A 13,762-nucleotide genomic window follows, 5' to 3' on the forward strand; every position below is an offset into this window, starting at 1 on the left:
ACTCCAGGGGGGAGGAGTCGGCGACCGTTCCCAAGCGAGGGCCGCCACCGTGATTTCGAGGGGGGACACGGTGGCGGTCCTCGCGTTCTTGTGGCCGAGCCGACGAGCTCAGTGCGGTCTTGCCGTGTGCTCGGTCCAGACGTCCACTGCCTGTCGGAGGTCGAGCGCGGCGACGGCTTCCGGGCGCATCCCCACCGTGTACACCAGCCGATCCGCCAGCCACTGGGGGACCGGTTCGCGGACCTCTTCGGCGGGGGGTTCGACGCCACCGGCGAGGCCGCCCAGGCGTTCGATCACAGTCACCAGCCGGACGAGGTCCGGGCTGCTCGCTCCAGTGGCCTTGACACGGGCACTGGCCTCCGCGTAGATCTCCGAGTCGGCGCGCTCGCCGACGGCCCACACCTCACAGATCTCCACGGTCTTGTCGTCGGTGACCCGGTAGACGATCCGCCAAGTGTTCCGGCCGACGACCAGTTTCCGGAAACCGGTGCGGTCGCCGCCCAGCGGATAGCCCGCCTCGACGTTGTCCAGGAGCAGGAGTGTCTTCTTCAGGACCTTGGGAACCGCGTCGGGACCGAGCCTGCGGAGATCGTCGATGGCGGCGTCGGTGAAGGTGATCCGGGGTTCCGGCATCATTCGTCTTCGGGCAGTGCGGCCAGGGACTCGCGCGTGTGCCCGAACTCCGCGATCACATCGTCGAGGGAGGCGCGACGGCCGCTGTCGGACACGGAACGCGCGAGTACCAGGGCGAGGTCCCGGAGGTCGGCAGTGGCCTCCTCCAGTTCGCCGAGCCTGCGGATGCCGACCACGGCGGCAACGGGCTGATTGCGCCGTGTGACGATCTGGTCCGTTCCCTGCTCCGCGTCGGCGACCAGACGGGCGACCCCCAACCTGGACGCTTCGGTGACGGAGACGTCGTTGCTGTCGTTCAATACGGCCATGGTTTAAATGTATAGGAATCTATATAGATTTTAAGCCGACCGGCGTCCCAGCACGCCGGGCCGGGGTTGTTCCGTGGCCGAGGGGAGGGCGATCGGTGCTCCGGGAGGTGGCCGGTCGGCGGCTCGGGGGCGCCTGAGGGCTGTCCGCAGTGCCCATGTGGTCCCTGTTTCGGGCCGCACCGGGGCGCGAGGGCTGGGGCGGGTACTCTGCGGGGGTGTCCCAGGAGGTCGTGCATGACCGTCGTTCCCCTTCAGTACCGGTTCGACGGCCCTCGGCACGCGCCGGTGGCGGTGCTGCTGCCGACCATCGGCACCCGGTGGTCGGTGTGGGAGCCGCAGATGCCGGAGCTCACCCGCGGCGCCCGTGTCCTCCGCGTCGATCTGCGCGGTCACGGCAAGAGCCCCGCCCCGGCCGGGCGCTACGCGGCCGACGACCTCGCCGCCGACCTGTTCGCCCTCTTCGACCGCGCCGGTGTCGACCGGTATTCGCTGGTCGGGCTCGGGTTCGGCGCGATGCTCGCGTCGCGTGTCGCCGCGATGGAACCACGCAGGGTGCGCCGTGTGGCGCTGCTCGCCGGAACGGCGCGGGTGTCGCAAGTGCGGCGGGTGCGCCGGATCGCGGCCGCGGCGCGGGCCGAGGGTACGGCCGCGGTGGCACCGGAGGCCACCCTCCCGTGGTTCACACCGGACTTCCGGGACCGCCGCCCTGACGTGGTCGCGCGGTTCGTGCGGGAGTTCGGCGAGACCGACCCGGGCGGGTTCGCCGCGCTGTGCGAGACCGCCGCGGGGCTCGACCAGCGCCGGCTGCTGGCCCGCGTGCCGGGCCCGGTCCTGGTCGTCTCGGCGGCCCACGATCCGTTCCTGCCGCCCGGCCACGGCAGGCGGCTCGCTGCGGCCCTGCCGCGCGCGCGGTTCGAGGTGGTCGCGGGGGCCGCGCACCTGCTCACCGTCGAGCGCGCTGCGCGCGTGAACGACCTGCTGGTCCGGTACCTGCCGGTGTGACGGACGCCGGTCCGCCCGGTGTCCCGGTACCTGCCGGTGTGACGGGCGCCCATCCTCCCGGTGCCCCGGTGCCTGCCGGTGGGCGGGATGTCGGTCCGCCCGGCCGCTGCTACGTGCGCTGGGACCGGTCGGCCGCGTGGTCTTCGGGGATGATCGGGCGGTTGATCTCGATGAGGTAGCCGTCGGGGTCGCGGAAGTGCGCCGCGCGGATGCCCCACGCGGTCCAGTCCTTGGGCGCGGAGACCTGGCGGGCGCCCGACGCCACGAGGCCGGCCGCCGCGGCGTCGACGTCCTCGACCTCGAAGATCACCGAGAACCGGTCCTGCTCCGGCAGTGTGGTGTCGGCCTCGACGATGTCGGTCCCGAGGGCCTCGGCGATGACCTCGCGCTGGTTCAGCGCCAGCCGGGTCGCCGTGCCGACGTCGAACTCGGCGTAGCGGGTGTCCTCTCCGCCCCACAGCACCGGGAGCTTGAGTACGTCGCGGTAGAAGCGGAAGCAGGCTTCGTAGTCGTCGACCAGGAGCCGGATGTAACTGCAACGCATCGATCCCCCTTGAGAGCGCGGACGGTCCTCGTACGTCCATAGTGCCGGTGCCGCCGGGGGATCCCCAGCCGCCACCGGGATTCTGGCCGGTCTGCGCCGCCGACCGATGAACAGGATGTAGTACATGTGCTATCTTCTACCGCAATAGGATTATCAACGGTTGGAGAGGTATGACGGTGCTGGGTGAGGTGGAAGGGAAGCCGGGGGCCGACCCCGGCGCCGGTGGTGACGCCGTCATCAGCGTCAGCGGCCTGCGCATGCGCTACGGCAGTGTCGACGTCCTCAACGGAGTCGACTTCACGGTGCGGCGCGGCGAGGTGCTGGGCCTGCTCGGCCCCAACGGTGCGGGGAAGACCACGACGATCGAGATCCTCGAAGGCTTCCGCATGCGCTCGGCCGGCGAGGTGGCGGTGCTGGGCACCGATCCCGCGCACGGCGACGAACGCTGGCGCGCGGGCCTCGGGGTGGTGCTCCAGTCATGGCGCGACCACGCCAAGTGGCGGGTCAGCGAACTCCTGTCCCACCTGGCGGTCTACTACAAGGGGTACTCCACTCGGAGCATCGCCCGGCCGCGCGATGTCGGCGAGCTCATGGAGACCGTCGGCCTCACCGCGCACGCCGGGAAGAAGATCGGCCAACTCTCCGGCGGCCAGCGGCGGCGGTTGGACGTCGCCATCGGCATCGTCGGCCGCCCCGAGGTGCTGTTCCTCGACGAGCCGACGGTCGGGTTCGACCCCGAGGCGCGGCGCGACTTCCACGACCTGGTGCACCGGCTCGCCGACGACGAGGACACCACCATCCTGCTGACCACCCACGACCTCGCCGAGGCCGAGAAGCTGGCCGACCGGATCCTGATCCTCGCGGGCGGCCGCATCGTCGCCGACGGTTCGGCCGACGAGCTGTCGCGCCAGGTGTCGACCGAGTCGGAGGTCAAGTGGACCCTCGGCAGCGAGCGCCACGTCCACGCCACCCTCGACGCGACCGCATTCGTCCGCAGGCTGTTCGAGGAGCACGGCGAGGCGGTCGGCGACCTGGAGGTCCGCCGGGCCACCCTGGAGGAGACCTATATGACCATGGTGCAGCAGTTCGAGACCGGGCAGCGCGAGGCCGCCGTGCGCGAGTTCGAGGAGGCGGCGCAGTGACCCCCCTTTCCGCCGGGCTGCGCGCGGGCCTCGCGCGCGGCGCCATCGAGTGCCGCCAGACCCTCACCAACTCCCAGGACCTGATGGGCTACGTCTTCCCGTCGCTGGTGTTCCTCGTCGTCATGTACCTCATGCGCGACCGGACCGTCGAGGGCACCGATTTCTCGATGGGCGCCATGGTGCTGCCCAGCGTCCTCGGCATGACCGTGATGTTCGCCGGGCTGATGACGGTGGCCCAGCTCCTCATCGTGGAGCGCGAGGACGGCACGCTGCTGCGCGCCAAGGCCGTCCCCAACGGGATGCAGGGCTATTTGGTGGGCAAGATCGTCACCGTGTCGGGCATGACGGTCGTCAGCATGCTGATCATCCTGGTCCCCGGCCTGTTCATGTTCGACGGGTTGGCGCTCGGCTCGGTGGGCGCGTGGGCCACCCTGGCGTGGGTCATGGTCGTCGGCCTCGCCGCGACCATGCCGCTCGGCGCGATCATCGGTTCGCTGTTCTCCAGCCCGCGCCAGATCGGGCTGGTCATGTTCCCGATGATGGGGCTCATCGGCATCTCCGGCATCTTCTACCCGATCGGCGATATGCCCGACTGGTTGCAGTGGATCGCCCAGGTGTTCCCCATGTACTGGCTCGGGCTCGGCATGCGCTCGGCGATGCTGCCCGAGGCCCTGGCCGCGGTCGAGATCGGCGCGTCGTGGCGGCACCTGGAGACCCTCGGCGTCCTCGGCGTCTGGGCCGTCGTCGGGGTGATCGTCGCGCCGATGGTGCTGCGCCGCATGGCGCGCCGCGAGTCGGGGTCGTCGGTGCAGGCCCGCAAGCTGAAGGCGATGCAGCGGGTGAACTGACACCCGGCCGCATCGCAGGATCGAGGACGGAGCACCGTTGGCAGGATCGCAGCGCGCCAATGACGCGGCGCGGACGGGGAGCCCGGCGTGCGAGAGCATCTACAACCGGATCGCGATGCTGCGCGCCGAGCGGGGCATCTCCCGCCGCCAGCTCGCCGAGGCCCTCGGAGTCCATTATCAGACGGTCGGTTATCTGGAGCGGGGCGAGTACAGCCCCAGCCTGTATCTCGCGCTGCGGATCGCGCAGTACTTCGAGGTGCCGGTGGAGGTCGTGTTCGCGACCGCCCCGTTCCCCCGGATCGGGAGCGGGGAGTGAGCATGGTGACGGACGGGAAGGACGGCGCTCGAGAGCGGCGGGCCGGAGAGCGGGTCGACCGGCGGGCCGCCAAAGCGGCGGCGCACGCCGAGCGCCGGGCGCGCTCGCAGGAGCAGCTGCGCGCCTACGTGGAGGGGCGGCGGATCCGGCGGCGCTGGGCGTCGCGGGCGCGGCGCAGGGGGCTGGCCGTGGCGTTCCTGGCGACCGTGCCGGCCGGTTCGGCCGGGCTCGTGCTGCTCGGCGCCGGGCGCGGCGCCGGCCTGGTGGGGCTGATCCTGTTCCTGGCGCTCATGGCGCTGGGCCTGGTGCTCTCGACCCAGCTCAACGCCGCGACGCGCAGTGTGCCGGCGATCAGCGGCTCCCTGGACGAGCGGCAGCGCGCCGAGCAGGAGGCGGCCGCCCGCACCGGGCACCAGGCGACCACCTGGCTGCTCGCCGCCGTGCTCCTCGCCGCGCTGGTGCTCTACGGCAGCGGCACCCCGGTGCCGTCGACGGTGGCCGCGGCCTGCGCGTGGGCGCTGCTGATGCTGCATGTGTCGCTGCCAGGGGTGGTCCTCGCCTGGACCCAGCCCGATGAGGTCACCGAGGACGACGAGGACGACGGGGCAGCGGCCGACCGGTAGCGGTCACAGCGGGTCGGGGCCGGCCCAGCCGTAGGTGTCGCGGTGGCGGACCTCGGCGAGCTCGTCCTCCGACAGCACGCGCGGGCCGCCGATGGTGGCGCTGCGGAGGTAGATGCCGCTCAGCCACTCCAGCAGCCGGACGCGCTCGAACGCCTGGGCGAGGTCGTCGCCGTAGGCGACCGCGCCGTGGTTGGCGAGCAGGGCCGCGCGCTTGCCCTTGAGGGCCTTCGCCGCGTGGTCGGACAGCTCGCCGGTGCCGTAGGTGGCGTAGTCGGCGACCGGCACGGCGCCGCCCAGGCGCGCCGCGGCGTGGTGGATGGGCGGCAGCTCGGCGAGGACGGCCGACACCGCGGCGGCGTTCTCGGACTGGGTGTGCACCACGGCGGCGGCGCCCGTGGTGCGGTACACCCCGATGTGCAGGGTGGTCTCGGCGGCCGGCGGGCGGCGGCCCTCCAGCGCGCCGCCGTCGACCGAGAGGACGGGGCAGTCGGCCGGCTCGATGCGGTCGAGCGCGACACCGGCGGGGGTGACGGCGACGAGGTCGCCCGAGCGTGCGCTGACCGTGCCGGCCTCGCCGACGGCGAGGCCCCGCTCGACGAGTCGCCGCGCGGTCAGGCAGATGTCCCTGCGTTCCTGCTCCAGCAGCATGGTTCCTCAACGTGGGTGTTCGCGGGCGGCCGGGGGGAGGCCGCTGTGGTCCGGTGGCGCCTGCCGGCGGCGCTTTCGCGCGCGGATTCGGTAAGGCACACCTAAGCCACGATAACCGCACGGTAAAGGGATACGTCCACCCATGTGCGACAAGTCACAGTGTGTAATCACACTCCGTTGCCGGTCGCGGCCGCAAGATGCGGGGTCGCACGGCCCGATCGTGCGAGTATCGGCCCAGGTGGGGAGGGTTCACGTCGGGCGGTATCAGTAGGGTAAAGAACGTTGATTGTCCGTTTGTGCACGAATCTTCGCGGGAACAGAGGTGCAGTGATGCGACCCTACGTGACACTCCCCGAGAAGTCCTATCTGTCCCGGCCGGGTTCGGCCGAAGCCGCCAGCCACTTCGTCGCGGGCGAATGGCGTCCCTCCGCCGACCGCGCCGTCCGGGAGGTCATCGACCCCGCCGACGCCTCCGTGCTGACCGTCGTCAGCGAGGGCGGCGCGGCCGACGCCGCGGCGGCCGTCGCGGCGGCCCGCGCGGCGTTCGACGCCGGCGCGTGGAGCCGCGGCCCCGCCGCCGACCGCGGGGCCGTGCTGTACCGCATCGCCGAACTGCTGCGCCGCGACCGCGAGGAGATCGCGGTCATGGAGTCGCTCGACACCGGCAAGACCCTCGAAGAGGGCCGCATCGACGTCGACGACGTCACCGCCGTCTTCCTGCACTACGCCGGCGCGGCCGACAAGGACGCCGGGCGCGTCGTCGCCGCGCCCGAGGGGGTCTCCAGCAAGGTCGTCTACGAGCCAGTCGGCGTCTGCGCGATGATCACCCCCTGGAACTACCCGCTGTTGCAGCTGTCCTGGAAGATGGCCCCCGCCATCGCGGCCGGCGCCACCATGGTCATCAAGCCCAGCGAGATCACCCCCGTCACGACCTGCAAACTGGTGGAACTCGCCGTCGAGGCCGGGGTCCCCGGCGGCGTGGTGAACCTGGTCCTCGGCACCGGCGGCGAGGTCGGCGCGGCCCTGGTCGAGAGCCCCGATGTCGACCTGGTGTCCTTCACCGGCGGGCTCGCCACGGGCCGGCGCATCATGGCGAGCGCCGCGGCGACCGTGAAGAAGGTCGCGCTGGAACTCGGCGGGAAGAACCCCAACATCATCTTCCCCGACGTCGACCTCGACACCGCCGTCGACTACGCGCTGAGCGCCGCGTTCTTCCACTCCGGCCAGGTGTGCTCCGCCGGCGCGCGGCTCATCGTGCACGAGGACGTCCACGACGCCTTCACCGCCGAACTCGCCCGCCGCGCCGACGCGATCGCCATCGGCCGCGGCCAGGCCGACGGTGTCCGCTGCGGGCCGCTGGTGTCCGCCGAGCACCGCGCCAAGGTCGAGGCCGCCGTGGCGCGCGGCGTCGAGGAGGGCGCCCGCATCATCGCGGGCGGCGCCCGCCCCGCCGACCCCGAACTCGCCGACGGCTTCTTCTACCGGCCGACCGTGTTCGTCGGCTGCGAGCGGGGCATGGACATCGTGCAGACCGAGGTGTTCGGCCCCGTCGTCACCGTGGAGACCTTCCGCACCGAGGCCGAGGCCGTCGAACTCGGCAACGACACCGACTACGGCCTGTCGGGCGGCGTGTGGACCGGCGACACCGGGCGCGGTGAGCGGGTCGCCGCGGCGCTGCGGCACGGCACCGTGTGGATCAACGACTATGGGCCCTACATCCCCGCGGCCGAGTGGGGCGGTTTCAAGCGGTCCGGGGTCGGGCGCGAACTCGGCCAGGACGGCCTCGCGGAGTACCGCGAGGCGAAGCACGTCTACCGCAACCTCGCCCCCGAGCCGCAGCGCTGGTTCGGCTGACAGCCGCTCACCCCCCGTTTCCGTGTCGCGGGCGCGCCCCCGGGGCGCCCCGCCCCGTCCGAGAAGGGAGCGCTCCGTGCGTCCAGCGGAGTTCGACTATGTGATCGTCGGCGGCGGCACCGCCGGATCGGTCCTCGCCAACCGGCTGTCGGAGGACCCGGCCACCACGGTCTGCGTCATCGAGGGCGGCCCCTCCGACGTCGGGCTCGACCGGGTGCTGAACCTCCGCGAATGGCTCGGGCTGCTCGGCGGCGACCTCGACTACGACTACCCCACCGTCGAGCAGCCGCGCGGCAACTCCCACATCCGCCACTCGCGCGCCCGGGTCCTCGGCGGCTGCTCGTCGCACAACACCCTGATCAGCTTCCGCCCGTTCGCCCGCGACATGGACGACTGGGTGGCGGCGGGCGCGGCCGGCTGGGACAACGCCACCGTCCAGTCCTACGCCGACCGGATCAAGTGCAACATCGTCCCCGTCGCGGAGAAGGACCGCAACGCCCTGGTCAAGGATTGGGTGACCGCTTCGGCGAAGGCGACCGGCGTGCCCGTCGTGTCCGACTTCAACGCGCTCACCTCGCACGGCGGGGGGTTCCACGACGGGGTGGGCTTCCTGTCCATCGCCTACGACCCCCACACGGGACGCCGTTCCTCGGCGTCGGTCGCCTACCTGCACCCCGTCATGGACGAGCGGACGAACCTCACCCTGATGCTGGAGACCCGGGCCGACCGGGTGCTCTTCGACGGCGACCGCGCCACCGGCGTCGAGGCGACCCCGGTGTCAGGGGAGCGGCTGACGGTGCGCGCCGCCCGCGAGGTCATCCTGTGCGCGGGGGCGATCGACACCCCGCGGCTGCTGCTGCACTCCGGGGTGGGTCCCGCCGCCGACCTGGCGGCGGTGGGGATCGACGTGCGCCACGACCTGCCGGGGGTCGGCGAGCACCTGCTCGACCACCCGGAGTCGATCATCATGTGGGAGACCAACGGCCCGGTGCCGGAGAACACCGTGATGGACTCCGACGGCGGCCTGTTCATCCGGCGCGACACCGGCGACCCGCGCCCCGACCTGATGTTCCACGTGTACCAGATCCCGTTCGCCGACCACACGGCCCGGCTCGGCTACGACGTGCCCGAGCACGCGATCTGCATGACGCCGAACATCCCGCGGTCGCGCTCGCGCGGCAAGCTCTGGCTGACCAGTGCCGACCCGTCGGTCAAGCCCGCGCTGGACTTCCGCTACTTCACCGACCCCGACGACTACGACGCCCGGACGATCGTGGACGGACTGAAGATCGCCCGCCGGATCGCGGCAACTGAGCCGTTCGCGTCCTGGCTGAAGCGCGAGGTCGCACCGGGCCCCGACATCACCACCGACGAGGCGCTGTCGGAGTACGGCCGCCGCGCCGCCTGCACCGTCTACCACCCCGCGGGCACCTGCAAGATGGGTGCCGCCGACGACCCCATGGCCGTCGTCGACCCCCGCCTGCGGGTCCGCGGCCGCACCGGCCTGCGCATCGCCGACGCGTCGGTCTTCCCGACCATGCCGTCGCCGAACCCGATGGTCACCGTCTTGGCGGTCGGTGAACGCGCCGCCGACCTCATCCGCGCCGACCAGCGCTGAAACCGCGCTCCGCTGCCGGCCGGCAGCGGAGCGAGAGGAGAACCCGTCAGTATGAACTCCCCGACAACAGAACATCCGCCGAGCGACCGCTCCGACGGCGACCCGAAGATCGCCGTCCACAAGCTGTGGAAGATCTTCGGCAGGAACGCCTCCTCCGTGCTCGGCACCGAGCTCCAGGACCTCGACCGCGACGCCATCCGCGAGCGGACCGGGTGCACCGTCGCCGTCCGCGACGTCTCCTTCGACGTGCTCCCCGGCGAGATCTTCGTGGTCATGGGCCTGTCCGGGTCGGGGAAGTCCACCCTGATCCGCTGCCTCACCCGGCTCATCGAGCCCTCCGGCGGCGAGGTGCTGCTCGACGGCGCGGACATCGGCGGCTACGGGCCGCAGCGCCTGCGCGAACTCCGCAGGCACCAGGTCGCCATGGTCTTCCAGCACTTCGGCCTGCTCGCGCACCGCAAGGCCATCGACAACGTCGCCTACGGGCTGGAGGTCCGCGGCATGGGGCGGACCGAGCGCTACGCGCGGGCCCGCGAGATGATCGACATGGTCGGCCTGTCCGGCAACGAGAACGCGCGCCCGGACCAGCTCTCCGGCGGCATGCAGCAGCGGGTCGGACTCGCCCGCGCGCTCGCCGTCGACCCCGAGGTCCTGCTGTTCGACGAACCGTTCAGCGCGCTCGACCCCCTCATCCGCCGCGACATGCAGCAAGAGGTGCTGCGGCTGCAACAGGAGCTGCGCAAGACCGCCGTGTTCATCACGCACGACCTGTCGGAGGCGCTGAAGCTCGGCGACCGGATCGCCATCATGCGCGACGGCGAACTCGTGCAGGTCGGCACGGCCGAGGAGCTCGTCGGCCGCCCGGCGGACGACTACGTGCGCGACTTCGTCGAGGACGTCAACCGCACCGATGTGCTGACCGTGCGCTGGCTCATGCGGCCCCCGCGCGACGGCGAACCGCTCGACGGCCCCGTCGCCGCGCCGCGCACCGTCGTCCGCGACGTCGTGCCGCTCCTGGCGGCGGGCAGCGCCCCCGTCCGGGTCGTCGACGGCGACACGCTGCTCGGCGTCGTCGGGCGGGCCGACGCCCTGCGCGCCATCGCCGAGGACCAGACCGAGGACGCCACCAAGGCGGCGGCCGACTCCGCCGCAGCGGCCGGCGGCCCCACCGGCGACGGCAGGTCCTGACCATGGCGACCGACACCGGCACCCCGCAGCGGGCGACGCCCGCCGCCCCCGCGCCGCCGCCGGCGGGGCCGGCCACCGCGCTGCTGCGCGCCCGCCCCGTCCAGGCGGCCCTCCTCACGGTCCTGCTGTTCGCCGTGGTCTTCGGGGCCTACGCGGCCTTCGGCTCGCTCCCGACGCGCACCGGGCTGGACCTCGGCCTCGGCGCGCAGCTCGACCGGCTCTACGCCTGGGTCGTCGCGAACCGCAACGCCAGCCCGCTGTTCCTGTACGGCTTCAACTACCTCTCCGTGGGGCTGGGCTCCGCCGTCATCCTCATCGACCAGGGGCTCACCCTGCTCACCTGGCCCGGTGTGGTGGTCCTCGGCGTGTTCACCGCATGGCGGGTCGCGGGGTGGCGGGTCGCCGCCTACGTCGCGGTGACCTTCGCGGTCTTCGGCGTGCTCGGCCTGTGGGAGCAGGCGATGACCACGCTGGCGCTGATCACCACCTCGGTGCTGCTGGCGCTGCTCGCCGGGATCCCGCTGGGCATCGCGGCGGGGCGCAGCCAACGGTTCTACCGGCTGATCCGGCCGGTACTGGACTTCATGCAGATCATGCCGGCGTTCGCCTACCTGATGCCCGCGCTGCTGCTCTTCGGCATCGGCAACCCGTCGGCGGCCGTGGTGACCACGGTGTACGCCATCCCGCCCGCGGTGCGGATCACCGCCATGGCGATCCGCAACGTCGACCCCGGCGCGGTCGAGGCCACGACCTCGCTCGGCTCGACACCGTGGCAGCTGCTCACGAAGGTGCAGCTGCCGCTCGCCAAGCGCACCATCCTGCTCGGCGTCAACCAGACGATCATGCTCGCGATGTCGATGGTCGTCATCGCCTCCGTCATCGGCGCCGGCGGCCTCGGCGACGCCATCTACCAGGCCCTCAGCAAGGCGAACGTCGGCCAGGCCATGGAGGCGGGCCTCGCCATCGTGCTGATGGCGATCGCGCTCGACCGGGTGACGGCCGCCGCGGGCGACGGCACGCGCACGCCCGCCATCCCCGAGCGGCTGCGCCTGCCGGTGCTGGGCGCCGGGGTGCTCGCCGCAGCGGTCGCGGCGCTCGCCGCGCGGCTCGCCGGTGCCACCGCCTGGCCGGCCGGCTGGGAGCTCTCCATCGCCGGCGGGGTGAACTGGCTGAACGAGGCACTGCAAGACCTGGTCGGCGACGCCACCAAGGCGCTGGCGGGGGCCACCCTGAACTGGGTGCTCGACCCCCTCCGCGCCGTGCTCACCGACTCGCCGTGGTGGCTGGTCGTCATCGCCGCGTTCGTCCTCGGCCGCCTCTTCGGCAGTTGGGGGACCGCGCTCACCGGCGGGTTCGCCATCCTGGCCTGCGGGCTGCTCGGCGCGTGGGAGTTCAGCATGGACACCTTGTCGCAGGTGCTGGTGGCGGCGCTGGCGACCGTGGTCATCGGGTTCGCCGTGGGGATCCTCGCCTCACGCAGCGACACCTTCGCCGCGCTGCTGCGGCCGCTCCTGGACGCCATGCAGACCCTCCCCCCGTTCGTCTACCTGATCCCCGCGGTCGCACTGTTCGGCGTCGGCCGCATCCCCGCGCTCGCCGCCGCCGTCATCTACGCGCTCCCGCCCGTGATCCGGCTGGTCGACGACGGCATCCGCGGCTGCTCGCCGAGCGCGGTCGAGGCCGCGGTCGCCCAGGGGTCCAGCCGGTGGCAGCTGCTGACCAAGGTGCAGCTCCCGCTGGCCCGATCGTCGCTGCTGCTCGCCGTGAACCAGGGGATCATGATGGTCCTCGCCATGGTCGTCATCGGCGCGCTGGTCGGCGCGGGCGCACTCGGCTACGGCGTCGTGTTCGGCATGGCGCAGAACCTGCTCGGGCTGGGCCTGACCTCCGGGCTCGCAATCGTCGGCCTGGGCCTGTTCCTCGACCGGGTCACCCAGGGCGCCGCCAGACAGGAGAGGACAGCACATGCGTGACCGGAGCACACTGACACGCTCGTTGCCGGCCAAAGCCGCTGTCGTGGTCCTCGCGGTGCTCATGACCGCGTCGTGCGCGGTGCGCACGACGTCCATGCTGCGCGACCCCGACACGGTGCGCATCGCGCTGAACGGCTGGGTCGGCTACGAGGCCGACGCCGCAGTCATCGAGCACCTGTTGGAACACGAGCTGGACTACCAGGTGCAGATCATGCAGATCGACGAGCAGCCGGCCTGGCAGGCCCTCGACCAGGGCGCCGTCGACGTGATCCTGGAGAACTGGGGCCACGAGGACCTGATGGAGACCTACGGCCCCAACGGCAACGACACCGTTGTCGACGGCGGCCCCAACGGCAACATCGGGCACATCGGCTGGTACATGCCGCGCTACCTCACCGAGGAGTACCCCGGCATCGACACGCCGGAGGGCCTCAAGGAGCACGCCGACGTCTTCCGCACCGACGAGAGCGGCGACAAGGGCCAGTTCCTTGCGGGCGCCCCCGGCTTCGTCACCAGCGACCAGGGGATGATCGACCATTACGGCCTGCCGCTCTCGATCGTCTACGCCGGATCCGAGGCGGCGCAGCTCACCGCCGTGCGCGACGCCTACGAGGACGAGCAGCCGATCCTGTTCTACTCCCAGGAGCCGAGCTGGATCATGGAGGACCTCGACCTGGTGCGGGTGAAGTTCCCCGAGTGGACCGAGGGCTGCGACGCCGACCCGGCCGACGTCTCCTGCGACTACCCGAAGTACGACCTGAACAAGATCTACCGCAAGGGCTTCGCAACGGAGGACAGCGCGGCCTTCCGGCTCATCGACGCCTGGAAGTGGCGCAACACCGATCAGAACGTCGTCGCCGGCCTCATCGCGCGCGACGGCCTCGAACGCGAGGACGCCGCGGCGAAGTGGGCCGCCGACAACAAGGACGTGTGGCGGCCCTGGATCCCCGAGGACGCCGCGAAGTAGCGCGACCGGACGCCGGGCGGGCGGCGCCGCCCGCCCGGTGCCCGCGCCCACCGGGCCCCCGCGGGGGTCGGTGCAGGACCGCCGCGGCTGAACGGGCG

General features: G+C 72.0%; 14 protein-coding genes. 10 read left to right on the forward strand and 4 right to left on the reverse strand.

Annotated elements, in window-relative coordinates:
- Positions 1-108: 108 nt before the first annotated feature.
- Together CLV63_RS06000 and CLV63_RS06005 are read right to left on the reverse strand one after the other, a co-directional pair.
- Entirely contained in the window at positions 109-636 is a 528-nt protein-coding gene (locus CLV63_RS06000) for a type II toxin-antitoxin system RelE family toxin (protein ID WP_245928600.1), read from the reverse strand.
- Positions 633-941 carry a type II toxin-antitoxin system prevent-host-death family antitoxin gene (locus CLV63_RS06005; RefSeq protein ID WP_106581880.1) on the reverse strand — a complete coding sequence of 103 codons (309 nt, stop codon included), beginning with the start codon at positions 939-941 and terminating at the stop codon, positions 633-635. The genes CLV63_RS06000 and CLV63_RS06005 overlap by 4 nt, the downstream gene beginning before the upstream one ends.
- 234 nt (positions 942-1,175) lie before the next feature.
- Here CLV63_RS06005 and CLV63_RS06010 point away from each other — a divergent pair, with 234 nt between their 5' ends.
- A complete protein-coding gene (locus CLV63_RS06010) occupies positions 1,176-1,943 on the forward strand; it encodes an alpha/beta fold hydrolase (RefSeq protein WP_106581881.1) in 768 nt (255 codons plus the stop codon).
- A 109-nt stretch (positions 1,944-2,052) separates the two neighbouring features.
- On the opposite strand, the gene CLV63_RS06015 is transcribed toward CLV63_RS06010, so the two are convergent.
- A complete protein-coding gene (locus CLV63_RS06015; protein ID WP_106581882.1) occupies positions 2,053-2,487 on the reverse strand; it encodes a VOC family protein in 435 nt (144 codons plus the stop codon).
- Positions 2,488-2,657: 170 nt separating this feature from the next.
- Between CLV63_RS06015 and CLV63_RS06020 the strand changes: the two genes are divergently transcribed.
- From CLV63_RS06020 to CLV63_RS06035, 4 genes are all read left to right on the forward strand, one after another.
- Positions 2,658-3,629 (forward strand): ABC transporter ATP-binding protein, encoded by a 972-nt coding sequence (locus CLV63_RS06020; RefSeq protein WP_106581883.1) that lies wholly within the window; start codon positions 2,658-2,660, stop codon positions 3,627-3,629.
- Complete coding sequence (locus CLV63_RS06025; RefSeq protein WP_245928601.1) at positions 3,626-4,477, forward strand: ABC transporter permease; 852 nt, start codon at positions 3,626-3,628, stop codon at positions 4,475-4,477. Before CLV63_RS06020 ends, CLV63_RS06025 begins: the two co-directional genes overlap by 4 nt.
- Before the next feature lie 115 nt (positions 4,478-4,592).
- Entirely contained in the window at positions 4,593-4,793 is a 201-nt protein-coding gene (locus tag CLV63_RS06030) for a helix-turn-helix transcriptional regulator (protein WP_106582096.1), read from the forward strand.
- The gene (locus CLV63_RS06035; RefSeq protein WP_211301179.1) at positions 4,790-5,416 is read left to right on the forward strand and encodes a hypothetical protein; all 627 of its coding nucleotides are present in this window, start codon (positions 4,790-4,792) and stop codon (positions 5,414-5,416) included. Before CLV63_RS06030 ends, CLV63_RS06035 begins: the two co-directional genes overlap by 4 nt.
- 3 nt (positions 5,417-5,419) lie before the next feature.
- Here CLV63_RS06035 and CLV63_RS06040 read toward each other — a convergent pair whose 3' ends face one another.
- Positions 5,420-6,064: a class II aldolase/adducin family protein gene (locus CLV63_RS06040; RefSeq protein ID WP_106581885.1), complete on the reverse strand. Its 645-nt coding sequence runs from the start codon at positions 6,062-6,064 to the stop codon at positions 5,420-5,422.
- A 330-nt stretch (positions 6,065-6,394) separates the two neighbouring features.
- Here CLV63_RS06040 and CLV63_RS06045 point away from each other — a divergent pair, with 330 nt between their 5' ends.
- The 5 genes from CLV63_RS06045 to CLV63_RS06065 all read left to right on the forward strand — a co-directional run bounded on the left by CLV63_RS06045 (position 6,395) and on the right by CLV63_RS06065 (position 13,664).
- Positions 6,395-7,918: an aldehyde dehydrogenase family protein gene (locus tag CLV63_RS06045; protein WP_211301180.1), complete on the forward strand. Its 1,524-nt coding sequence runs from the start codon at positions 6,395-6,397 to the stop codon at positions 7,916-7,918.
- 76 nt (positions 7,919-7,994) lie between these two features.
- Entirely contained in the window at positions 7,995-9,536 is a 1,542-nt protein-coding gene (locus tag CLV63_RS06050; protein WP_106581887.1) for a GMC family oxidoreductase, read from the forward strand.
- Between the two features lie 51 nt (positions 9,537-9,587).
- The gene (locus CLV63_RS06055; RefSeq protein ID WP_106581888.1) at positions 9,588-10,724 is read left to right on the forward strand and encodes a quaternary amine ABC transporter ATP-binding protein; all 1,137 of its coding nucleotides are present in this window, start codon (positions 9,588-9,590) and stop codon (positions 10,722-10,724) included.
- 2 nt (positions 10,725-10,726) lie between these two features.
- Positions 10,727-12,697: an ABC transporter permease gene (locus CLV63_RS06060; protein WP_106581889.1), complete on the forward strand. Its 1,971-nt coding sequence runs from the start codon at positions 10,727-10,729 to the stop codon at positions 12,695-12,697.
- The gene (locus tag CLV63_RS06065; protein WP_106581890.1) at positions 12,690-13,664 is read left to right on the forward strand and encodes a glycine betaine ABC transporter substrate-binding protein; all 975 of its coding nucleotides are present in this window, start codon (positions 12,690-12,692) and stop codon (positions 13,662-13,664) included. Before CLV63_RS06060 ends, CLV63_RS06065 begins: the two co-directional genes overlap by 8 nt.
- The last annotated feature ends 98 nt before the right edge of the window (positions 13,665-13,762 follow it).

It is taken from the genome of Murinocardiopsis flavida, assembly GCF_003014485.1.
Classification (GTDB): domain Bacteria; phylum Actinomycetota; class Actinomycetes; order Streptosporangiales; family Streptosporangiaceae; genus Murinocardiopsis; species Murinocardiopsis flavida.